This is a genomic window from Nonomuraea sp. MG754425, from assembly GCF_021699195.1.
Taxonomy (GTDB): domain Bacteria; phylum Actinomycetota; class Actinomycetes; order Streptosporangiales; family Streptosporangiaceae; genus Nonomuraea.
Genome location: NZ_SSXE01000007.1, coordinates 48,436 through 70,512, shown reverse-complemented (window position 1 = coordinate 70,512; position 22,077 = coordinate 48,436). Strand labels below are relative to the sequence as shown.

General features: G+C 71.7%; 20 protein-coding genes and 1 pseudogene. 9 read left to right on the top strand and 12 right to left on the bottom strand.

Translation table 11 applies throughout. From position 1 onward, the window contains the following. Positions 1–174: 174 nt before the first annotated feature. The gene (locus tag FAF44_RS04280; protein WP_237101664.1) at positions 175–1,167 is read left to right on the top strand and encodes an aldo/keto reductase; all 993 of its coding nucleotides are present in this window, start codon (positions 175–177) and stop codon (positions 1,165–1,167) included. Positions 1,168–1,196: 29 nt separating this feature from the next. Here the strand turns inward: FAF44_RS04280 and FAF44_RS04275 are convergent, their stop codons facing one another. Beyond that, positions 1,197–1,370, bottom strand: coding sequence for a hypothetical protein (locus tag FAF44_RS04275; RefSeq protein WP_237101663.1), 174 nt, complete (start codon positions 1,368–1,370; stop codon positions 1,197–1,199). A gap of 323 nt (positions 1,371–1,693) precedes the next feature. Here FAF44_RS04275 and FAF44_RS04270 point away from each other — a divergent pair, with 323 nt between their 5' ends. Both FAF44_RS04270 and FAF44_RS04265 read left to right on the top strand, forming a co-directional pair. After that, positions 1,694–1,942, top strand: a complete 249-nt coding sequence (locus FAF44_RS04270) for a hypothetical protein (RefSeq protein ID WP_237101662.1) — start codon at positions 1,694–1,696, stop codon at positions 1,940–1,942. Between the two features lie 86 nt (positions 1,943–2,028). Beyond that, positions 2,029–3,492 (top strand): annotated as a pseudogene (locus FAF44_RS04265) (BTAD domain-containing putative transcriptional regulator); the annotation flags it as partial. A 1,677-nt stretch (positions 3,493–5,169) separates the two neighbouring features. Here the strand turns inward: FAF44_RS04265 and FAF44_RS04260 are convergent. Together FAF44_RS04260 and FAF44_RS04255 are read right to left on the bottom strand one after the other, a co-directional pair. Continuing rightward, on the bottom strand, positions 5,170–6,006 hold the full coding sequence (locus tag FAF44_RS04260; protein ID WP_237101661.1) for an ABC transporter permease: 837 nt from the start codon (positions 6,004–6,006) through the stop codon (positions 5,170–5,172). Further along, positions 6,003–7,028, bottom strand: coding sequence for an ATP-binding cassette domain-containing protein (locus FAF44_RS04255; RefSeq protein ID WP_237101660.1), 1,026 nt, complete (start codon positions 7,026–7,028; stop codon positions 6,003–6,005). Before FAF44_RS04255 ends, FAF44_RS04260 begins: the two co-directional genes overlap by 4 nt. Before the next feature lie 130 nt (positions 7,029–7,158). Between FAF44_RS04255 and FAF44_RS04250 the strand changes: the two genes are divergently transcribed. Then, positions 7,159–7,818: an HNH endonuclease family protein gene (locus FAF44_RS04250; RefSeq protein WP_237101659.1), complete on the top strand. Its 660-nt coding sequence runs from the start codon at positions 7,159–7,161 to the stop codon at positions 7,816–7,818. 10 nt (positions 7,819–7,828) lie between these two features. Here FAF44_RS04250 and FAF44_RS04245 read toward each other — a convergent pair whose 3' ends face one another. The 5 genes from FAF44_RS04245 to fxsA all read right to left on the bottom strand — a co-directional run bounded on the left by FAF44_RS04245 (position 7,829) and on the right by fxsA (position 13,140). Further along, entirely contained in the window at positions 7,829–9,112 is a 1,284-nt protein-coding gene (locus FAF44_RS04245) for an HEXXH motif domain-containing protein (protein WP_237101658.1), read from the bottom strand. Further along, a complete protein-coding gene (locus FAF44_RS04240) occupies positions 9,109–10,347 on the bottom strand; it encodes an FxsB family cyclophane-forming radical SAM/SPASM peptide maturase (protein ID WP_237101657.1) in 1,239 nt (412 codons plus the stop codon). Before FAF44_RS04240 ends, FAF44_RS04245 begins: the two co-directional genes overlap by 4 nt. Positions 10,348–10,353: 6 nt before the next feature. Beyond that, positions 10,354–11,991: an ATP-binding protein gene (locus tag FAF44_RS04235; protein WP_237101656.1), complete on the bottom strand. Its 1,638-nt coding sequence runs from the start codon at positions 11,989–11,991 to the stop codon at positions 10,354–10,356. Between the two features lie 10 nt (positions 11,992–12,001). Beyond that, positions 12,002–12,706: an SIR2 family protein gene (locus FAF44_RS04230; protein WP_237101655.1), complete on the bottom strand. Its 705-nt coding sequence runs from the start codon at positions 12,704–12,706 to the stop codon at positions 12,002–12,004. A gap of 269 nt (positions 12,707–12,975) precedes the next feature. After that, positions 12,976–13,140 carry an FxSxx-COOH cyclophane-containing RiPP peptide gene (fxsA, locus tag FAF44_RS04225; RefSeq protein ID WP_237101654.1) on the bottom strand — a complete coding sequence of 55 codons (165 nt, stop codon included), beginning with the start codon at positions 13,138–13,140 and terminating at the stop codon, positions 12,976–12,978. Between the two features lie 147 nt (positions 13,141–13,287). On the opposite strand from fxsA, the gene fxsT reads away from it, so the two are divergent. Then, positions 13,288–15,810, top strand: coding sequence for an FxSxx-COOH system tetratricopeptide repeat protein (gene fxsT / locus FAF44_RS04220; protein ID WP_308193278.1), 2,523 nt, complete (start codon positions 13,288–13,290; stop codon positions 15,808–15,810). A gap of 16 nt (positions 15,811–15,826) precedes the next feature. Here the strand turns inward: fxsT and FAF44_RS04215 are convergent, their stop codons facing one another. Next, a complete protein-coding gene (locus tag FAF44_RS04215) occupies positions 15,827–16,045 on the bottom strand; it encodes a hypothetical protein (protein WP_237101652.1) in 219 nt (72 codons plus the stop codon). Positions 16,046–16,175: 130 nt separating this feature from the next. On the opposite strand from FAF44_RS04215, the gene FAF44_RS04210 reads away from it, so the two are divergent. From FAF44_RS04210 to FAF44_RS04195, 4 genes are all read left to right on the top strand, one after another. After that, on the top strand, positions 16,176–16,934 hold the full coding sequence (locus FAF44_RS04210; protein WP_237101651.1) for a PAS domain S-box protein: 759 nt from the start codon (positions 16,176–16,178) through the stop codon (positions 16,932–16,934). Continuing rightward, positions 16,918–17,373, top strand: a complete 456-nt coding sequence (locus FAF44_RS04205) for a hypothetical protein (RefSeq protein ID WP_237101650.1) — start codon at positions 16,918–16,920, stop codon at positions 17,371–17,373. The genes FAF44_RS04210 and FAF44_RS04205 overlap by 17 nt, the downstream gene beginning before the upstream one ends. An 82-nt stretch (positions 17,374–17,455) precedes the next feature. After that, the gene (locus FAF44_RS04200) at positions 17,456–18,529 is read left to right on the top strand and encodes a DUF6745 domain-containing protein (RefSeq protein ID WP_237101649.1); all 1,074 of its coding nucleotides are present in this window, start codon (positions 17,456–17,458) and stop codon (positions 18,527–18,529) included. 11 nt (positions 18,530–18,540) lie between these two features. Beyond that, on the top strand, positions 18,541–18,972 hold the full coding sequence (locus tag FAF44_RS04195) for a hypothetical protein (RefSeq protein ID WP_237101648.1): 432 nt from the start codon (positions 18,541–18,543) through the stop codon (positions 18,970–18,972). Here FAF44_RS04195 and FAF44_RS04190 read toward each other — a convergent pair. From FAF44_RS04190 to FAF44_RS04180, 3 genes are all read right to left on the bottom strand, one after another. Further along, positions 18,969–19,946, bottom strand: coding sequence for an LLM class flavin-dependent oxidoreductase (locus FAF44_RS04190; RefSeq protein WP_237101647.1), 978 nt, complete (start codon positions 19,944–19,946; stop codon positions 18,969–18,971). The genes FAF44_RS04195 and FAF44_RS04190 overlap by 4 nt on opposite strands. Positions 19,947–20,021: 75 nt before the next feature. Beyond that, the gene (locus FAF44_RS04185; protein WP_237101646.1) at positions 20,022–21,359 is read right to left on the bottom strand and encodes a glycoside hydrolase family 6 protein; all 1,338 of its coding nucleotides are present in this window, start codon (positions 21,357–21,359) and stop codon (positions 20,022–20,024) included. A gap of 138 nt (positions 21,360–21,497) precedes the next feature. Then, positions 21,498–22,058 (bottom strand): TetR/AcrR family transcriptional regulator, encoded by a 561-nt coding sequence (locus FAF44_RS04180; RefSeq protein ID WP_237101645.1) that lies wholly within the window; start codon positions 22,056–22,058, stop codon positions 21,498–21,500. Between the last annotated feature and the right edge of the window lie 19 nt (positions 22,059–22,077).

The following is a 22,077-nucleotide window of genomic DNA, read 5'->3' as shown; positions in this document are numbered from 1 at the left end:
CCCGTCCGGATGCGCTGACGGCGTTCGACCGCGCTGAGGGAATGTCGCGGCGTTTCGTGAGAGTGAGGAGCTGGTCATGCGTCATCGCGTTCTCGGTCGCATCGATGCCGGGCGGGACGTTCGTCGTCCGGGCATCGTGGCGTTCGGCACGGGGCTGGGCGGGGGTGATCTGACGTGAGGTACCGCACGATCGGCGGCGATCCGAAGACCCGTCGCGAGGTGAGCGCGCTGAGCCTGGGCGCGATGTTGTTCGGGAGCGTCACCGACGAGGCGACGTCGTACGCCATCCTCGACCGCTACGTCGAGGCCGGCGGCACCTTCATCGACACCGCCAACAACTACGCCTACTGGGTCAACGGCACGCAGGGAGGTGAGAGCGAGGCGCTGCTCGGCCGCTGGCGGCGTAGCCGTGGCGTCACGGACGAGGTCGTCATCGCCACCAAGCTCGGAGGGCGGCCCAACACGCCGGCCAGGAGCCTCAGCCACGATCTCGAGGGGCTGTCCGCCCGGGTGATCCGGGAGTCCTCCGAGCGGAGCAGGGAACGGCTCGGCGTGGACAAGCTGGACCTGCTGTACGCGCACGTCTACGTCGAAGGGTCCGGGGTGCCGCTGGAGGAGACGGTCGAGGCGTTCGGGACGCTGGTCCAGGAGGGCTCCGTGGGGCTTCTCGGGGCCAGCAACCATTGGGCGTGGCGGCTCGAACGGGCCAGGAACGTGGCGTCCGCGGCCGGGCTGCCCGGGTACGAGGTCCTCCAGTATCACCACTCCTACCTGCGTCCGCGCGCCGATCTGCCGTCGCTGCGCTCCGCGGACGGCAACCTCGGCGTGGTCGGCGGGGACCTGCTCAGCTACCTCAGGGCCGAGCCCGAACTCGCGCTGGTCGCCTACTCGCCGCTGCTGGGCGGCGCGTACGTACGCGACGACAAGCCGCTGGACTCCTCGTTCGAGCACCCGGGCACGCCCCGGCGGCGGGCGGCGCTCCAGGAGGTGGCGAAGGAGGCCGGGGCGACCGTGAACCAGGTGGTGCTCGCCTGGCTCATCGGCGGCGAGATCCCGATGATCCCGCTGGTCGGCGCCTCCTCGGTCGAGCAGTTGGAGGAGAGCCTGGCTGCGGTGGAGCTGGAGCTGACGGTGGAGCAGCGCGCGAAGCTCGACGCCACGTACTGACGACGGAGCGGCGCGAAGCTCTTCCGGGGTCAGCCTGTGGCGTACAGCCCGGCGATGCGGGAGGTGAGGTCCGCGCCGTAGTCCTGCCGGTAGACCGGGCCGCCCTTGCGGACCAGCCCGGACGTCCAGGCGGCAGCGTCCTCGACACCGCCGTCGGTCAACTGCGGGCCGGTGACCGCGATGTCGTCCACGCCGGCGTCCACGTAGTCGCTCCGGTACGGGCGGGAGCGTCGGCGCGGGCCGTCTCCTCCCGGATGAGGTTGCCCGACGTGCCGAACACGCCCGGGGTCTCAGCCGCCGAGACGCCGGGGACCAGCCAGAGAGACGAGGACGGTCACGAGTGCGAGGCGGCGCAAGGGAGGCTCCTACGGAGATGGTCGCTGCCGGTGGAGCCGACAAGCGGGGCGGTATCTCCCCGGTATGCCGCGGTTCCGCCGGCGGGAGGCGAGCCACGAGCCGGGACGGCCTCGCCGTCCGTACGGAAGAACGGTTGACCGGACGCCCCGTGTCGGGGCGCTATTGGGGTATGAGTGCCGGCAACGACGACGCCCCGCCCGATCCGGACGAGACGGCCGCCAGCGCCCGGGGCCGCTTCGCGGCCTCGGCCCGGCTGAGCGTCCGGCAGCGCCGCGAGGACGCCGAACGACGCCACGCGTGGGCGGACGACGCCCACCGGTTCGCCGAGGAGGCCGCCGCCCGGCTCCGCCGGCTCATCGACGAGCGGCGCGGGCCGGCGTCCGAGCAGGGCGAGCGCGGCTCGTCACCACCCACCTGACGAGCGCCTGCCCGCCGAACCGGCCGAGCCGAGCCGAACCGGACCGGTCGCGCGTCTCGCGCCCGCCGCGTCCGTAAGCTGGGGATGTGTCCCCTGCTCTGGTCCTGCTCGACGGCGTCCGCTGGCAAGGCGCACGCGTGGTCGGCGACCGCGCGCAGACCCTGCTGGCCGTACTCGCCCTGCACGGCCGCTCGGGGGTCAGCGACGAGCGCCTGGTCGAGGAGCTGTGGCCGGACGAGGCCCCGGCCAACCCGACGAAGGCGCTGCAGGTCGTGGTCTCCCGGACCAGGGCGGCGACCAGCGCCGATGCCGTGGTGCGGATCCCGCGCGGCTACCGGCTCGGCCTGCCCGCCGGCCAGGTGGACGCGCTGCTGGTCGGCACGCTGGTGGAGCAGGCGCGGGCCGCGCTGGGCGCGGACGACGTGGCGCTCGCGCACCGCCGTGCCGACCAGGCCATGGGCCTGGCGGGCGGCGGTCCGGACGGCGCGACGGGCGCGCTGGCCGAGCTGAGGGGCGTCGCGGCGAGGTGGTTGACCGAGGCGCGCCGGCTGGCGGCGATCGCGCTGGGCCGCGGCGGCGCTCACGAGGGCGCGCTGCCGCTGCTGGAGGCGGCCGCGGCCGAATGGCCACCGGACGAGGAACTGCTCGCCTGCCTGCTGCGCAGCGAGGCCGCCGTACGCGGCGCCGCCGCCGCGCTGCAGCGCTACGAGTACTACCGCGCGGACCTGGCGAACCGGCTCGGCACGGACCCGGGCCCCGACCTCGCCCGCGTGTACGCCGAACTGCTCGTCGCGGACCGGCCGGTACGGGCGGGCATCCTGTACGACGGCTCGTCCCTGCTGGGCCGCGACGACGACATCCGCGCCGTGCACGCCCTGGTGCAGACCAACCGGGTGGTGTCCGTCGTCGGGGCCGGCGGGCTGGGCAAGACGCGGCTGGCCCACGTCGTCGGCAGGAGGGCCGCGCAGCCGATCGCGCACTTCGTCGAGCTCGTCGGCGTGTCGTCGCCGGAGGGCGTGGTGGGCGAGGTGGGCTCGGCGCTCGGCATCCGGGACTCGGTCAGCGGCCGTCGCGTGCTGACCGCCGAGCAGCGCTCCGACGTACGCGCCCGGATCTCCCAGCACCTCGACCAGGCCCCGGCGCTGCTGATCCTGGACAACTGCGAGCACGTGATCGACGCGGTGGCGGACCTGGTGGCGTTCCTGACGGTGACGACCCGCGACCTGCGGGTGCTCATCACCTCGCGGGCCCCCTTGGCGATCCCCGCCGAACGGGTCTACCCGCTCGGCGAGCTGCCCTCGGGCGACGCGGTCGAGTTGTTCCGCCAGCGCGCGACGGCCGCCCGCCCGGGTGTGCGGATCGACGAGGCGGCGGCCAGGGAGGTCGTCACCCGTCTCGACGGGCTGCCGCTGGCGATCGAGCTGGCCGCGGCCAAGGTGCGGGCGATGTCGGTGGAGGAGATCGCGCGGCGGCTGGCGGACCGGTTCGCGCTGCTGCGCGGCGGCAATCGTACGGCCCCCGACCGCCACCAGACGCTGCTCGCGGTCATCGACTGGTCGTGGAACCTGCTGGACGAGCCGCAGCGGCGGGCACTGCGCTGGTTGTCGCTGTTCGGCGACGGTTTCACGCTGGCCGCGGCCGAGCAGGTGCTCGGGCCGGACGCGCTGCACGTGGTGAACGCGCTGGCCGAGCAGTCGTTGCTGAACGTCCGCGAGACGGCGTACGGCCTGCGCTACCGGATGCTGGAGACGGTCAGGGAGTTCGGCCGGATGCGGCTGCGGGAGGCCGGCGAGGAGGACGCCGCCAGGGCCGCCCAGCGGGCCTGGGCGGCGGCGTACTCCCTTGAGTACGCCGCCGAGTTGTTCGGCCGTGGGCAGTTCGCGGCGGCCGACGCGTTGCACGCCGAGGAGGGCAACCTCGCCGACCTGCTCCGGCAGGCGCTGGGCGAGGCCGATCCCGTCACGACGGTCCAGTTGCTGGCCGGGGTCGGCGCGCTGTGGTCGATCCGCGGCGACCACTCCCGGCTCCTCGTCCACCAGGTGGCGATCACGCAGGTGGTCACCGGCTGGGTGCCGCCGCCGGGGCTGGTCGAGGTGACCAGGACCGTCATGGTGCTGGTGCTCATGAACAGCATGGTCATCACCGAGAGCAGCGTCCAGCCGCTGCGTCACCTCCTGCGCCTGCTGCCCCCGGGGGACGAGACGAAGCCGCGGTTCGCGGCGACGGCCACGGTGCTGCTCGCCTGCGTGGCGGACGACGGGGCCGTGGTGCGCCGGCGGCTGGCGGAGCTGTGCCGCAGCGACGATCGTGACCTGGCCCTGGCGGCGACGCAGACCAGCGCCCAGGTCCTGGAGAACGCGGGGGACGTGGCCGGCGCGATCGAGGCCGCCGAGCGCGCCCTGTCGATGCTCCGCGAGGACGAGGGCCCGTGGCTCGCCGCGATCCTGCACGCCATGCTGGCCCACCTGGTCATGCAGAGCGGCGACCGGCAGCGGGCGGTCGGGCACGCGCGCACCGCCATCCCGGTGCTGCGGCGGCTCGGCGCCATCGACGACGAGACGCAGCTCCGCGCCGTGCTGCTGGCCTCCGCGCTGGCCGACGGCGACCTCGGCACCGCGGAGGCGGAGCTGGCCGAGATCAACCGGATCAACGACAACGAGACTGTGCTCGGCGGGGTGGCGCTCGCCTCGTTGTGCGCGGCGGAGATCGCCCTGGCCCGGGGGGAGACGGCCGCCGCGCTGGCGGAGTACCGCCGGGCGGTGCGGCGGGCGCTCGATCTGCGGCTGCCCGGGATCTCGGGCGAGGAGGCCACGCCGTGGTCGCTCGCCGCGGTGTCGGTCGCCCTGACGGCGTACGCGTACCATGCGCTGCCCGAGGACCTCGCCTACGGGCAGGAGTTGCTGGCCATCGCCCAGGGCTACGACCTGCTGACCGAGGACAACTTCCTCGACTATCCGCTGTGCGGCACGATGCTCTTCGCGTTCGGCGTCTGGGGGCTGCTGCGGGAGAGCACGGCCCCGGGCGACGCGGTCAGGCTGCTCGTGCTGGCCGAGCGGTTCGCGTACAACAGCCACACGCCCGGCATGTCCTTCGAGCGGATCGTGCCGCACGCGGAGCGGGCCGCGCCCGGTGCGCTCGCCGCCGTCCGCGCCGAGTACGGCGATCGGCGCGGCCCCGACCTGCTCGACGAGGCGCGAAGGCTCGTCGAGCGGGTCTCGGGGCGCGGCTCACATGTGCCGCTTGTAGCTGCGCACCGACAGCGGCGCGAAGATCACGATGACGATCAGGCACGCCAGGAGCGTCCAGGCCACCTCCCCGCTGACCAGGGCGCTGTTGGCGAGGTCGCGGGTGGCCGTGACCAGGTGTGAGACCGGGTTGACCTGGACGAACGTGGCCAGCCAGCCGGGCAGGGTCTCGACGGGCACGAACGCGTTCGACAGGAACGTCAGCGGGAACAGGATCATCATGGAGATGCCCTGGACGGCCTGGGCGCTGCGGGCGATCGTGCCGACCCAGGTGAACACCCACGCCAGCGACCATCCCGTGATGATCGCCAGCAGGATCGCGGCGAGCACGCCGAGCACCCCGCCGCCCGGCCGGTAGCCCATCACCAGGCCCATGCCGAAGGTCAGCGTGGCCGCGATCGTGTAGCGCAGCAGGTCGGCCACCATCGGGCCGGCCAGCGGCGCGATGCGGGCGATCGGCAGCGACTTGAACCGGTCGAAGACGCCCTTCTCCATGTCCTCGCGAAGCTGCGTGCCCGTGGCCATGCACGTCGTCAGCACGGTCTGGGCGAGGATGCCGGGGATCATCAGCGGGAGGTAGCTCTGCACGTCGCCGGCGATGGCGCCGCCGAAGATGAAGGCGAACATCGCGGTGAACAGGATGGGCTGCAACGCCACGTCGAAGAACTGCTCCGGGTTGCGCCGCATCTTCTTCAGCGCCCGCCACGCCATCGTCAGGGTCTGGCCGAACGTCTCCCCCATGGAGACCCGCCGCCGGGCGTTCGCCGCGCGTTCGGCGGCGCGCACCGCCTCGCGGGCGGGTGCGATCGCGGTGCTCATCGGCTCTCCTCCGTGTCGTTGCGGTTTCCGCCGTCCGTCTCGTGGCCGGTGAGGGCGAGGAACACCTCGTCCAGGCTGGGTTTGGCGACGCTCACCGAGGAGATCGACACCCCGGCGGTGCGCAGCGCGATCAGCACGTCCGCGGCCAGGTCGGCCTGGTCGAGCGCGACGTTGAGCCGGCCGTGCTCCGGGCTGAGCACCGGCTCCGAGCCGAGGACGCGCCGCACGATCTCCACGGCGGCGGGTACCTCGTCCGGGTCGGCGAGCAGCAGTTGGAGGGTCGAGTCGCCGACCGCGGTCTTCAGCTCGTCGGGGGTGCCCTCGGCGACCTTGCGTCCGTGGTCGATGACCGCGACGCGGTCGGCGAGCTGGTCGGCCTCGTCCAGGTACTGCGTGGTCAGCAGCACCGTGCAGCCGTCGGCGACCAGGCCGCGGATGGTGTCCCACATCTGGCCGCGGGTGCGCGGGTCGAGCCCGGTGGTCGGCTCGTCGAGGAAGATCAGCGGCGGTCTGGTGATCAGGCTGGCCGCCAGGTCGAGACGCCGGCGCATGCCGCCGGAGAACTGCGCGATCGGCTTGTCCGCGGCGGCCTCCAGGCCGAACTGGCCGAGCAGTTCGGTGGCGATGTGCCGGGCCCGCGCGCCGGCGATGCCCTGCAGCCGGCCGAAGAGCCAGAGGTTCTCGCGGGCGGTCAGGTTCTCGTCCACCGAGGCGTACTGTCCGGTGACGCCGACGAGCTGGCGGATGACGTGCGGGTTGCCGGCCACGTCGACGCCGAAGATCTCGGCCCGGCCGGCGTCGATCTTCAGCAGGGTGGCCAGCATCTTCAGTGTGGTGGTCTTGCCCGCGCCGTTCGGGCCGAGGACGCCGAAGATCTCACCTCGGCGTACGTGCAGGTCGATCCCGTCGACGGCGCGGTGCTCGCCGAACGTCTTCACCAGACCGTACGCGCGTACGGCCGGTTCGGCGTCGTCGTCGAGCGCCGGGCGGCCCCCGGTACGTCCGAGTTCTGCGATGCTCATGCTCTCACTGTCGGCGGCGCCGGTTTCACGACGCCCTCGGACAGGTTTCACCGGCCGTCATGGCGTCCGCTCGAACGAGCGGGTCGCGGGTGCACCGGCCTGAATAGCGCGCTGTGAGGTGGGGATGTCGATGGGCATGGGGCAAACCAAGATCTTCCTGAGGCGGGCGGCTCACGTGGCCGTGCTGGCGCTGGTCGCCGTCCCCGTCGCCGTCGTCCTGGCCGCACCACCCGCCGCGGCCCGCTCGGAGGCCGGCTCCGCGGCGCTCGCCCGCCGCATGCTGGCGCAGCTCAAGGTGGCCAGGGCCTTATCGATACGGGGCTACAGCCGCGACAGGTTCCGGCCCCACTGGCCCGACCGCAAGGGCAGGTGCAGCACGCGGGAGCTGGTCCTGGCCCGCGACGGCCGCCGGGTGCGCCGGAACGCGGCCTGTCATCCGGTCAGGGGGGTCTGGCACAGCCCGTACGACGGCAAGGTGCTCAGGAGCGAGCGGCTGGTGGACATCGACCACGTGGTGCCGCTGGCCTACGCCTGGCGTTCGGGCGCCAAGCGGTGGAGCCCGGCCAAGCGGCGCGCTTTCGCGGGCGACCTGCGGCGTGGCGAGCTGCTGACCGTCAGCCACTCGGCCAACATCGCCAAGGGCGGCCGGGGCCCGCAGAGCTGGCGTCCGCAGCGCCGCGCCTACTGGTGCCGGTACGCCACCACGTGGATCGGGGTGAAGCACCACTACCGGCTCTTCGTGACCCCCAAGGAGAAGGTGGCCCTGCTCAACATGCTGCGCACCTGCTGACCGCGAGCCCTCACAGGTCCCGCGTGTTGCGTTCCCGCCACAGCGAACGATGCCGATCGGCGGCCCCCTCCGCCAGCGCCGCCGACGCGGCCGGCACCGGCTCGCGGCCCCACTCGTCCAGCCGGCGCGCCATCCCGCGCACGAAGCTCTCCCCTGCCGGGGTCAGCGCCCCGCTGCCGAGCAGCGTGCCGGCGACCAGGCGGGCCGCCGAACGCCAGCGGGAGAACTCCGCGTTCGCCCGGATCGCCGGCTCGCCGCTCTCGTGGTGCCGCTGGCGTTCCCAGAAGTCCGTGACCCCGACGTAGGCGTACGTGCCCTGCAGCAGCCCGGCGGCGGGCCGCGGGTCGGGACGCCACGGCGCGTAGTAGCGGGAGCCGTCGTCGGGCCTGGTCAGCGCGACGATGTCGAGCAGCGCCGACAGCTTGGCGTGCTGGGTCTCGTGCGCCAGCGTGACCGCCAGCGCGTGGGCGTCGGGAGGCGTGGACATGGCCACGCAGCCGAACGTCTCGCGGGACGTGGCGCTCGACATGCCGTCGGGCGGGGGCGCGAGCGGGGTGAAGACGGTGATCGTCGCCGACACCTGCCTGGCCATGGGGAGGTGGTTGCGGACCAGCAGATCCCAGCCGTCGTCGAGGAGGTCCTGCCACAGGGCGGCCTCCTGCGGGGTCAGCGGGTCGCGCACGGCCGAGCCCGGCATGCGGTGCGGGTCCACGTCGTCGACGAGCACCTCGATGCGCTCGCCGCCGGTCTGCGCGGACAGGTGGTGCAACGGCCGCCAGGCCGGCTCTTCGTCGCTGATCTGCAGGAACCTGTCGCCGGCCGAGACCTCCGCGCCGTCGGCCGAGCAGTGCACGGTCGCCGTGGTCACGCCGTGGCCGATGCTGAGCCGGCCGAGTGAGGGCAGGTTGAGCACGCCGTCCGCCACGGCGACGTCGAGCTCGCAGACGACCCCCGCGCGGATGGCCGCGGCGGCGGCCAGGGCGGACATCTGCTCGGGAGCCTCCAGGGTCTGGATCGTGTGCCGGGCCCACGCCCCGACTGCGGGGTGGTGCAGCACGGCGTTGACCGCGTCCGGGTGCGAGAGCTGGACGCTGGCGAGCAGGTCGTAGGCCCGGCGTACCTCGGGCCAGCGGGGATGGCCGGCGTCGCGGGTGGTGTCGAGGACCCCGCGCAACAGGAGGAGGTGCCTGCTGCGCTGTCCGGCCCTGAGCCGCTCGACCGTGGCCGTCCCGCCGCCGCCCGAGGCCAGCTCGTCGAAGGCCGCGGCCGGGATGCGGTGCTCTGCGAGGTTCATCGGATGTCCTTCCGCAGTGCGGTGATGTCACGCCGGATCGTGCGTGCGACATGCGTGATGAGTCGCAGCAGATCGGCGCAGTAGACCGACGGGTTGAGAAATCCGCTGCCGGGCCGATAGCGATGAGCATAATGGCCGCCGCCGCACACCTGGGAGACCCGGCACGCCCGGCATGTGGCCGACAGCGCCTCCCAGCCGATCTGGCGGGCGGCGATGGACGGCAGCCGGAGCACGTCGTCGAAGGAGTCGCGGAAGACGTGCAGCCCGGTGCTGGGCGCGCCCGCGTACGTGGACTTCAGGATGTCGGACTGCTCGATCTCCCCGTCGGTCTCGACGACCACCATGGCGGTGGGTGACAGGCCGATCTGCTCGCTGGCCGAGCGCCCGCCGACGAGCAGGTAGATGATCTCGTCGAACAGGCGCACCCCGGCGGGCCGGGCCGGCGCGGCGTACCAGCGGTCGAAGATCTCGATCAGCCAGTCGGCGTACGGCGCGGCGCCGTCGTCGCGGCCCAGCCCCGGCGGCGGTTGCGACCAGGTGCCGTGCGGCAGCAGGAAGTCGATGGTGGGCGGGCCGAAGGCGAGCAGCGCCTGGTAGGTCTCCAGCGGGTCGTTGCGCAGATCGACGGTGCAGAGCAGGCCGCGGAAGAGCCGGTCGAAGGGCGGCTCGGTGAGCAGGCGCAGGCCGGCCGCCACCTTGTGGTGGCTGCCGCGCCCGTCGGCGGTCCTGCGGCTGCGGTCGTGGTCCTGCTGCCCGCCGTCGAGGCTGACCCCGACGCCGATGTCGAGCCGGTCGAACAGGCCCAGGTACGTCCGGTCCAGCCGGAGCGCGTTGGTCTGCACGGTCACGCCGACCTGGGCGTCCACCGCGGCGCGGACGGTGCCGACCAGCCGGCCGATCTCCTCGGGGGCCACGAGCAGCGGCTCGCCGCCGTGCAGGATGACCTCGACCGACGTGAGGCCGTGCCCCCGGACGTGCTCGGCGATCCGCGCCGCCACCGCCTCGACCACGTCGGACGCCATGCGCAACGGCCGGGAGCGCCAGCTCTGGTCGGCCATCTCGTACATGTAGCAGTAGGTGCAGGCGAGGTCACACCTACTGTGAATCTTCAGGACGAACTGCCTGAAGGGGGTCGGCCGCCAGCCGCCTTCGGCCAGCGCGGCCAGGTCGAGTGTCAGCGGCCACTCGGACAAGGTCCGCCGGCCCGCGCGTCTGGTGTCATGGCCGTCGAGCATAATCAGTCACGTCGGGTCGCGAAGCTTTTTCAACGTTTGCTGGGCGAGATCTGACGGCAGCCCGTCGAGCACCGCGTCGGCCGCCCGGGGGGTGCTCGACCGCAGCAGCGCCTGGGCCAGCGCGACCTGCGCGGACAGGTCGTTCGGGGCCCAGTTGAGCGCCGCGCTGATGCGCTCGACGGCCCGCGCCGGGTCCCCCTGCGCCAGCCACAGCAGCCCGTCGGTGGTCAGCGCCCTGGCCACCCCGTCGAAGCGCTGCCGCTCGGCGAAGATGCCCGCCGCCTCCTCGCAGTACCGCCGCGCGGCGTGGATGTCGCCCCGGGCGGCGGCCACGCCGGCGAAGATCTCCGCCGCCTCCGCGCGTACCCAGCTCTCGCCCGGGTCGGCGACCCGGACGGCGGCCTCGGCCAGGCGGCGGGCGCTGTCCCAGTCCTCCTCCCCCAGCGCCAGGCGGGCCTCGCGCAGCGACGACTCGGGCGAGTCGGAGCGGGCGACGGGGCCGATGAGACGGTCGTGGGTCAGCTCGTACCAGCGGATGCCGAGCCGCTGCTCGGCGCGGAGGAGGTGGCGCTCCTCCAGGGCGCGCACGATCTCGTTGGGCATGCCCTGGGTGGTCCGCAGTCCTTCGTAGACGGCGTTCCTGGTGCCGTGCTCGGTGATGAACACGTTGCGCATCCAGAAACGGATCTCGTTGACCGGCACGTGGTGCTCGCGGGCGACCTCGGTGACGGTCCGCTTGTAGAACTCGAACAGGAACTCCTCCACCTGGGCGTACAGGCGGGCGTGGTCCTCGGTGATCTCCGTGACCTCCGGCGGCAGGGACTCCCACAGCGCGGAGCACACCACCTGGAGCTGGATGGGCTCGACCGTGTCGAGCTGGATGGTGGAGGTCTCGCCGATCTCGTTGACGAAGTTCACGGTGCGCAACTCGTCGATGAGCAGGTCGGCCGCCTCCTGCGTGATGGTCCGGTACGTGTGCAGCAGCGGCTTCCTGACGGCCTCGGCGGCCTTGCCGAGCGTGAGGGCCCGCAGGTGGAAGCGGGTCCGCGAGCCCTGCCCGATCGGGCGTTCGTAGGGCAGGACGAGGAAGAGGTACTCCTCGCGCAGCGAGAGCAGGATGTGCAGGCCGGGGTGTTCGCGTACGGCCCTGGCGAGTTGGTCGAGGAACTCCTTGCGCTCCCTCTCCAGCAGCGGCGAGCCGTGGAAGATCTCCTCCGCCTGGTCGATGGCCGCGAGCGTCGGCAGGGGGTCGCCGTACAGGTCGGTGCGCTCCGGCTGGAGGGCCAGGAAGTCCGAGATCGTCATCGACGCGAGCCGGCGCGGATCGAGCTCGGCCGCCCACGACGACAGCAGCGCCACGACATAGGGATTCCCGCCGAAGTCGGACGGGGCCAGATGCGGGCCGATGCGGGCGACGGGCAGCACGTGGGCCCGTTCGGGGTCGAGCAGCGGCAGCACCCCGGCGTGCAGCAGGGACGTCTTCCCCACGCCCGAGGCGCCGTAGACGACGACGAGGCCGGTGGCCTGCCAGAGGGTCGCGACCTCCCGCGCCTCGCGGTCGCGGCCGTAGAACAGCCCGCTCTCCTCGCGCCGGTAGGGACGCAACCCCACGTACGGGCGCACCTCGGGATCCGTCTCTGGCATGCGGCCGTCCTCACATCCTGCTGCGCAGTTGCTCGAAGAACTCCTGCGTGGTGCCGATGAAGATGGTGATGCTCCAGTCGTTGAGGTATCTCTCGAGATAGTCGCGCGCCCGCTCCGCGGCGTCGGCCACCGACTCGTCGAGATCCGGCAACAGTTGCACACTGATGTGCCGGCGCCGCCTGATCAGCGGCATCGCCTTGAGCAGCCCGTGGAACAGGACGCGGAAGTTCCAGTCCTGGAGGCTGTAGCCGACGAAGAGCAGGGGATGGGAGGTCATCGCCCTGATCACGGTGCTGGGCAGGGGCGGCTGGTCGTTGGCCGCGCGCGCCTCGACCATGTTCACCAGGTACGTCAGGTAGTCGTCGTCGGTGAGCACCAGCGAGCCGGGGTCGTCCCAGCGGCCGTGCAGGTGGTAGACGAGGGGCTCCTCGAAGGTCGGCAGGCCGAGCGCGGGCTCTTCCACCTCGATGTCCCACCAGGTCGGCGACTGGACGACCGGGTCCTTGCGGCACTCCTTCTCCTGGAGCAGCGCGGTCGCCATGAAGTCGTCGTAGTTGGTGGTGAGGAAGGTCTCGATCGGGAAGCGGGCCAGCACCGTGTGGGGGTCGATGGCCGGCGGGTGGACGCCGGGAGGCGGCACGTACTCCTGGAGGTAGGAGCAGACCTGGTGCTTCAGGTCGACCGGGTCGCCGTTCGCCGTGACCGCGTACTGCATGACGCGCGGCAGGTTGTGCGCGTCGGCGAAGGGATACTGATAGAGGGCGGCGAATTTCTGGCTGAGTTCCCTTCCGGCGGGTAACCGTCCGTAACATGCGCCCGCGCCGAGAAGGGGCGTGCAATCCCCCCGACGCAACTGTCTGACCAGTCGGTCCCAGTCGGCATCCTTCACACGCGCCCATCCCCGACCAACACATCTTGTGCCTGAGAATTAAACCGCCCGCAACACAATGGTGCTGGTTCAGGTTAAGACCTGGCGGTCACGATTCAAAGCGCGGATTGAAAACCGGCGACCGGCCCGGAACCGGACTCTTCGACCAGTCGGCGCAGGGCGGACGTCAAGGGCGAGGAGGGCAACCCGTCGAGGTCGCCGAGGCTCCAGCCGCTCACGTCGATGAGGCCGCCGCCGTATTCTCCGTCAACGCTCTCCATAACTCACTCCGGGCCGGGAGACAACTGTGCGAGACTCATCCTCGCACGGTTGTGAAGACCTGGCGAGAGTGGCACTCCGTGGGTTCACCGGCGTGCTCTGGACGTCTAAGCTCAATTAAAGACCCGGGTCATACAGAGGCGGTAATCGTGTCGATTTCGCACTATTCGCCGGATTCTGGGCATCTGCCCGTCGTCTGGGGCCGGGTTCCGCAGCGGAACATGAACTTCACGGGCCGGACCGACCTGCTGAGAAATCTGCACGAAGGGCTCAGGTCCGACGTCACAGCGGTCGTCCCGCACGCGCTGCACGGGCTGGGCGGCGTCGGCAAGACCCAGCTCGCCATCGAGTACGCCCACCGCTACCGCTCCGAGTACGAGCTCGTCTGGTGGATCCCCGCCGACCAGCCCATGCTGGTGAAGTCGTCGCTGGCCGGGCTGGCCAGGGAGCTGCGGCTGCCGATCACCTCGGCGGGCGTCGAGGAGGCCGCGGAGGCCGCGCTCGACACGTTGCGCCGCGGGGTGCCGTACACCAAGTGGCTGCTCATCTTCGACAACGCCGACGAGGTCGACGAGATCAACGCGATCGCCCCCCGCGGGCCGGGCCACGTGCTGATCACCTCGCGCAACCACAGTTGGCAGGGCGTGGTCGACACACTGGCGGTCGACGTCTTCCCGCGCTCGGAGAGCGTCGAGTTCCTCACCAAGCGGGTGCCGCACGGCATCACCACGCAGGAGGCGAACGAGCTGGCCGAGGCGCTCGGCGACCTGCCGCTGGCCCTGGAGCAGGCGGGCGCGCTGCAGGTCGAGACCACCATCTCGGTCAAGGACTACCTCAGGCTGCTCGACGAGCAGACCACCCGGCTGCTGGGCACCAACAAGCCGGCCGACTACCCGCTGTCGATGTCGGCCGCGTGGGCGCTGTCGGTCTCGCAGCTCACCACGCGCATGCCGGTCGCGGTCGAGCTGCTGCGCTGCTGCGCGTTCTTCGGGCCCGAGCCGATCCCGCGCGACCTGTTCGACCGGCTGCCCAACGAGTTCGCCGAAGGGTCGCGGCTGGCCGAGACGCTCGCCGACCCCATCCTGACCAGCCGCATCCTGCGCGAGCTGGGCCGCTACGCCCTGGTCAGGATCGACTCCGCGAGCCGCACGCTGCAGGTCCACCGGCTGGTCCAGGCCCTGCTGCGCGACGACCTCCCGCAGGAGGAGCGGGTCGTCATGCGCAACGAGGCGCACCTCCTGCTGGCCTCCGCGGCGGCTCCGTACGAGGCCGACGACACCGCGGCGTGGCCCCGGTTCAGCGGCCTGCTGGGTCACCTCACCCCGTCCGGGGTCTACCGCGCCGAAGACCCCCGCATCCGGCGCTTCACCCTGACCATGATCCGCTACCTCTACTCGTCCGGTGACTTCGAGTCGGCGCAGATGCTGGTCGAGCGGTGCATCGACCAGTGGCAGAGCGGCGGCGAAGACCAGAACGTGCTGTCCGCGCAGCGGCACCTGGCCATCATCATCCGCGAGTTGGGCAAGCTCACCGAGTCGTTCGAACTGAACCAGCACCTGCTGGCCCGGATGCGCGAGGTGCTCGGCGACAACCACGAGGAGACGCTGCTGCTGCTCAACAGCCACGGCGCCGACCTGCGCTTCAGCGGCGACTTCTCGGCGGCGCTGCACCACGACCTCGACTCGGTGACCCGGCACGAGGCCGTCTTCGGCACCGAGCACCGCCGCACCCTGCGCGCCATGAACAACCTGGCCCTCGACCACCTGCTGACCGGCGACTACGCCAAGGCGCTCGCCCTGCAGTCGGAGACCTTCCGCCTGCAGCGGCGGCCCGGCTCGGGGGCCAGCAGCATGAACGTGCTGTCGTCCTGGAACGGCCTGGCCCGCGTCATGCGGCTGAGCGGCAAGTACCGCGAGGCGTGCGACATCGGCGAGGACGCCTACGAGTTCGGCGTCGAGCAACTCGGCGTCGAGCACCCCTGGACGCTGCGGGTCGCCAAGGACCTGTCCATCGCCAAGCGCCGCGACGCCAAGATCGAGGAGGCCCTGGACCTGGCGCAGCGCCTCCACGAGCAGCAGGTGCGCACCGTCGGCATGCACCACCCCGACACCCTGGCCGCCGGCCTGTGCCTGGCCAACGCGCAACGGGCCTCCGGCGACACGGTCGAGGCGCTGCGGCTGATCGAAGAGCTGACCCCCCAGTTCCGGACGATGTACGGCGCCGACCACCCCTTCAAGTACGGCTGCGACACCAACCTCGCCCTGCTGCTACGCGTCAACAGCCGGGCCGAGGAAGCGGTCGCCCTCGACGGCAGGGCACTCGAAGGGCTCGACCGCCGGCTGACCCGCGACCACCACTTCACCCTCACCTGCGCGATCAACCTCGCCAGCGACCTGGCCGAGACGGGCGAGCACGAGCAGGCCCGGCGGCTGGGCGAGGACACGCTGACCCGCCTGCGCCTGCTGCTGGGCGAGGATCACCCCCTGACCCTCGCGGCGGCCGCGAACCTGGTGGTCGACCTGACGAAGCTCGGCGAGCGGAGCACGGCCGACGACCTCGTGGCCGACACGCTCCAGCGCTACCTGCGCGTCCTCGGGCCCGGACACCCCGACGTGGACGTGGCGGAGCGGCGTCGCCGCCTCGACTTCGACTTCGACCCTCCCGTGCTCTGAGCCCAGGACGACCGCGTCATGACATCGCTGCCACGCGCTCCTGATCCTGCAGCAGATCGACGACCGTCTCGACGTCGTTCGCGCTCACCGTCTGGTGCAGCCCCTTGAGGATCTCGGAGTCTTCGAGCCGGACTCCGCGCCTGGTCGCGTAGAGGACCCCCTCGTCGCTGAAGAAGAACGACCAGTTGGGAAACGCGGTACGAAGCGCATCTACGTCGTAGCCCAGTGTAGTCATGCGGTCACTCTAACGAGCCATCCGGAGCCGGTCCACCCCCCGATGTCCCGCGATATCCGGCCTGCACGCATGGTGGAAACGGCCATGGCCCCATTCCTCATAGTCAACAAATTGCATTAATCTAGTGACTGTGCGTAATGGAGCCCTCCCGCGCGTCCTGCGCCGCATCGGCCGTCGCGGCGCCTCACTGGCCTTCGTGGGCCTGGTGTGCCAGGCCGTCGCGGCCTCTCTCGCCTTTCCTCCGGGGGTGCCGCACTCGACCCCCCACTACGCGGTCCTCCACTCCATCGCGCCGCTGGGCGTGTGGGCGCTGGCCTGGAGCGTCACGGGCACACTCTGCCTGGTGCAGATGTTCCTGCGCTCCGACCGCGTCGCCTTCGCCATGGCCACCGCGCTGCTCCTGCTCTACGGCCTGGTGTACCTGCTCTCCACCTTCACCGGCGACAACCCGCGCGGCTGGGTGGGCGCGGCGGTCTGGCTGGCGTTCGGCGGCTGGATCGCGCTGATCGCGACCTGGCCCGAGGCCGTCCCGGTGGATCGCGCGACAGGCGGCGCGGCGGTCATCGTGGCCGACGCCACCGGCACGATACAGTCTTGGAACCCGCAGGCCGCGGCGTTGTTCGGGTGGAGTACCGAGGAGGCGGTGGGCCGACCTCTGACCATCCTGATGCCGCCGCGCCTGCGCCACCTGCACGCCGCGGGCCTGTCCAGGGTGCGCGCCACCGGCTCCTCCAATCTGGCCGGCCGCATCATCCCCCTGGTCGGGCTGCGACGTGACGGCACCGAGTTCCCCATCGCGCTGACCGTCAGCGCGTGGCACAGCGACGACGGCATCGCCTACACCGGCGTGATCAGGCCCACGGGAGGCGGCGATGTCGAGTCTGACTGACATCCTCATCCAGGCGGCGATCGCCGTCGTCCCGCTCGGCGTGGCCTACCTGGCCTTCCGTTCGGCCACCGACGCCAACAGGAAGACCCAGCAGACCGCGCTGCTCCAGGTCGAGCGGCAGGCCGAACTGGAGCGTTCCAAGGTGGACGCCGACGCCTTCCTGCGGGCCAAGACGATCTACGAGGACGCGCTCACCCAGATGGAGCGCCAGCTCAACCGGATGCAGAGCCAGGCCGACCAGGTGAGCGCCGACCTGACCACCGAGCAGACCTCGTCCACGGCCATGCGTGACCAGATCCGCCGCCTGCAGGCGCAGATCAGGGCACTCGAACGTACGGTGGTCACGCTGCGCACCCAGCTCCTGGCGGCGGGCCTGGCACCGGCGCCGGCCTCGGAGACCACCGGCCCGTACCAGCTCCGGCATCCGCTGCAGGAGTGATTCGGGGTGGACACACGCGGCGGCCGTCTGTCACCATCGGTGCCATGATCATGCGAAGGGAGGGCGAGACCGCCCTCAACCGGTGAGCGACTACGCGCAGCGGGAGGCTGCCACGCTCCACGAACGCTGGCTGGGCCGAGCGCTTTCGACGCTGCCCGCCGATCGTCCGGCCGCCGAGGCGGCCATCTCCACCCTGTACCACCTGATCGGGCGGCCACCGCCCCGGTTCCACTGGGTCTCCTCACCGCTCACCGCGCTGGTGACCGCGCCGCCCGGCCTCGGGCCGCGCGAGCGTGGCGAACGGGTGACCGAATGGCCACTGCCACCCCGGCTCATCGCGCTCAGGAACGAGTTGCGCCATGCCATCGAGTCCAAGGTGCGCGGGCTGCAACTGCCGATCGACCAGCTCATCAGGCGGGAGGTGTACTTCCCGCTGCTCCAGATCCTGCGGCAGTGCCTGTACCCGGTGCTCCAGCAGGCGCACGGCTGGGGGGTGAGCTGGCAGCACCACTGGTACGAGACCCAGTCCAGCGGCTGGATCGCCCACTGCGAGGCCCTGCGCGAGGTCGCCGGGGTGGTGTTCACCGACGGGCAGCGCAGGCAGTTCGAGGCGTGGGCGGCCGCGGCCGTGTCGTGCCACTGGTGGTGGCCGGGTGAGCACGTCTGCGTCGTCTCCGAACGGCCCGTCGCCCTGCGTACCGAAGGGGACGACGGGGGGGACCGGCGGCTGCACTGCTCCGACGGCCCCGCCGTGCGTTACGCGGACGGCTGGTCCCTGCACTCCTGGCACGGCACCCCGGTGCCGGACTGGGTGATCACGGACCCAACCGCCGAACGCATCGCGAACCAGGGCAACGTCGAGGTCAGGCGGTGCGCGATCGAGAACCTCGGCTGGGCCCGCTACATCGAGCAGGCCGGTCTGCGGCTGCTCGCCACCGCGCCCGACCCCGGCAATCCGGGCGTCGAGCTGCGGCTCTACGACATGCGGCGGGAGACGAGGGTGCTGCTCGCGGTGAACGGCTCCGTCGAGCGCGACGGCCATCGCCGCCGCTACGGGCTGACCGTGCCCGGCTTCCTCACCGATCCGATCGCCGCCGCCGGCTGGACGTACGGGCTGTCCGCCGAGCAGTACTCCAGACTCCTCCGCAGAACCTGAAGGTGATTCACATGACCATGACGCTCGAAGAACTCACCACCTGGACCGGGCTCTCCGTGCTCGACCACCTCGAACGGTCGGCGCGGATCCCCGTCATCGACGGCCTCCAGGCCCAGGGCGACCTGATCGTCGTCCCGATGCCGATCGCGGACGTCACCGTGTGGGACAGGGCCGGGTGGCGGCCCGTGCCCCCCGAAGGCGTGGAACTGCTGCGCGGGGCGGCCGGGGGCAACCCGCACACGCTCGTCGCCGAGCCGGGCCGGGCCCGCTGGACCGCGGACGTACGTGACGCCCTGGGGCTGGCCATCGGCGTGTTCACCGCCACCGCACCCGTCTACCTGCTGCATCCCGAACACGGGGGCTCGGGATGCGCGCCCGGCACGTACGTGGTGCGGCGGCAGCGCGAGCACGAGGGCCACCGCTCGCGGCTCGTCGCCGACTAGAGGGCGACCTCGGCGAGCAGTTCGGCCGAGCGCATCCACGCCTTCCTCTCGGTCGCCGAGAACGCCACGATCAGCTCGTCGGCGTCGGCGTGCCCGGCGAACCACTCCACGTACGCCCGCACCTCGGCGGCGTTCCCGACGGCCGAGTACTTGGCCATCTGCACGAGCTGCTGCCCGGCGGGCGAGTCGAGGATCATGTCGGCCTCCTCGGTCGTGAACGTGCGTCCGCGTCCGAGGAACCGGCTCACCCTCAGCCGCTTGGAGGCCAGGAACTGCTCCTGCGCCTCCTCGGTGGTGTCCGCCGCGATCACGTTCAGCCCGGCGATCACGTGCGGCCGGTCGAGCTGCGCCGACGGCTTGAACTCCTGCCGGTAGACGGCCACGGCCTCCTCCAGCGCGGCGGGCGCGAAGTGCGAGGCGAACGCGTACGGCAGGCCGAACGCGGCGGCGAGCTGGGCCCCGAACAGGGAGGAGCCGAGGATGTAGAGCGGCACGTTCGTGCCCTTGCCCGGTGTGGCGTGCACGCCGGCGATGCGGGTCTCGCCCGTCAGGTAGCCCTGGAGCTCCAGCACGTCCTGCGGGAACTGGTCGGCGGAGGCGGGCGAGCGGCGCAGGGCCCGCATGGTCTGCTGGTCGCTGCCCGGGGCGCGACCGAGGCCGAGGTCGATGCGGCCGGGGTGCAGCGTCTCCAGCGTGCCGAACTGCTCGGCGATGGTCAGCGGCGAGTGGTTCGGCAGCATGACGCCGCCCGCTCCCAGGCGGATCGTCCGGGTGTGGGCGGCGATGTGCGCGATGAGCACGCTGGTGGCGGAGGAGGCGATGCTGTCCATGTTGTGGTGCTCGGCGTACCAGATGCGCCGGTATCCGAGCTCCTCGGCCCGCTGGGCCAGGGCCACGCTGGCGGCGAAGCTGTCCGCCGCGGTCTCGCCCTCGCCAATGTGCGCCAGATCAAGGATGGACAGCGGCAGAGCCATGAGTACGCGCCTTTCGCAGTGTGCTTCGACCTGGTCGTGGACAACAGCGGCGAAAGGCGCGTTATTTCATGGTGGTCAGGAAGCGGTGCAGCCGACGGTGGACGGAGTGCCGCTCTGGCCGTTGACGAGGAAGCCGAACGTGGTGCTCGCGCCCGCGGCCAGCGCGCCGTTCCAGGTCAGGTTCGTCACGCTGACGGAGCCGCTGGTGCCGGACAGGGTGCCGTTCCAGAGCTGCGAGATCGTCTGGCCGCCCGGGAGCGTCCAGGCCACCCGCCAGCCGTTCGTCTGCGCCGAGCCGGTGTTCTTCACGGTGACCTCGCCCTGGTGGCCGCCCGTCCACTGGCTCGTCACCTTGTACGTGGCGGTGCAGCCACCGGGCCCGGCGGTCGGCGTCACGGTCGGCGTCACGGTGGGGGTGACGGTGGGGGTCACCGTCGGGGTGACGGTGGGCGTGGGCGCCGCCACCGCCAGGTCGTACGCGCGCTGCGGCACGAACTGCCCGGCCCCGGCGATGCAGCCGTCGGCCTCGCCCGGCGGCTTGACCCACAGGTAGGCGTCGATGGCCGAGTCGCCCGTCTCGGTGGTGCTCCAGAAGCCGGTGGCCCGGCCCGCGGGGTCGCACCACTCACTGCCGGCCGGGCCGTTGCCGTTGCGGCTGGTGTCGATGACCGCATTGAGCCTGGACACGCCGGTCGCCCCGATGACGCTCTTGGCGTACGAGACCAGCCCCGGCGTGGCGCGGTAGTTGGAGGTGTTGACCGCGATGCCGTCGGCGCTGTTGGCGATGTCCGCGCTGACCAGCCTGGAGGCCGCCTCCGAGGCGGACAGCCAGCCGTCGTGCCCGATGTCGAAGTACACCTTCACCTGGGCCGACGCCGCCTTGAACTTCTTGCCGGCGTAGGCCATCGACGCCTTCACCTGGGCCTGCTCACTGGAGTTCATGCAGTTCGTCATGATCGCCAGGGCGTCGGGCTCAAGGACGATGGAGGCGGGGCGGCCGGCCAGGCCCGCCGCGATCTCGTCGATCCAGGCGCGGTAGGCGGTGTGGTCGGGCGCGCCGCCCGCGCTGGCGCCGCCGCAGTCGCGGTTCGGCATCGCGTACACCGCCATGATCGGGATCTTGCCCGCCGCGGCGGCGGCGCCGACGTACGCGTCCACCTGGCCGCGTACGGTCGAGGGGTTGTAGGTGGCGAACCAGCGCCCCTGCGGGACGGCGGCGATGCGGTCCCTGATCACCGCGGTACGGCTGTCGCCGGGGTTGGCGGCCACCCATTTGGCGGCGTTGGTCTGGGGATCCACGTAGAAAGCGGAGTCGGCGGCCTGCGCGGTGGTGGTGGACAGGACGACCGCTCCCGCCGCGGCCATGGCGGCCGCCGTGACGAGAGCCGCCAACACGGGCCTGCTGCGAGACATGTGGAAACTCCGTCCGTCGTGTGGGAGCGCTCCCACGGGCACCTCGGATGCTAGGTAGCCCAACGGCCCCCGACCAAGACATCGGATCGATCTCCAAGCCGTCGTCGCAGGTCGGGGCCCATTCGACAGGTGAAACTTTCAACCGGCCAGGCACGCCTCGAAGACGGCGGTCAGGCGGTCGACGTCGGCCGGCGTGGGGTCTCTGGGGCCGACGCGGCGGCGCATGGCCCCGATGCCCAGGAAGACCGCCGCCGCCATACGGGCCCGCGCGGGCGCGTCGGGGCCGGAGAGCCTGGCCTCCAGCGGCTTGAGCACCGCCGTGATCAGGCGCTCCCTGACCACCTCGTGGATCTCCGGATGGCCCGCGGAACGTTCGAGCGTGCGCAGGATCGGGCTGTCCGGGGGATGGCGCATGCGCTCGGCGGCGTACTCGGCCAGCCGCCGCGCCAGGGTCTCCGGGTCGCCGTCGAACAACCTGCTGAACGTCGGCTCGCCCTGCAGCACCGCGCCGAACAGCCCGGCCTTCGACCCGAAGTAACGGCCCACCAAGGCGATGTTGGCCTCCGCCGCCGCCGCGATCATGCGGACGGTCACCTGCTCGTATCCCTGCTCGCCGAAGAGGGTGCGAGCCGCCTGCAGGATGCGCTCCCGGGTGGCCTCACGGTCGCGCGGCCTGGCCTCAGTCACCTGGGGGTTCATGCCCGCACTCTACTGAACG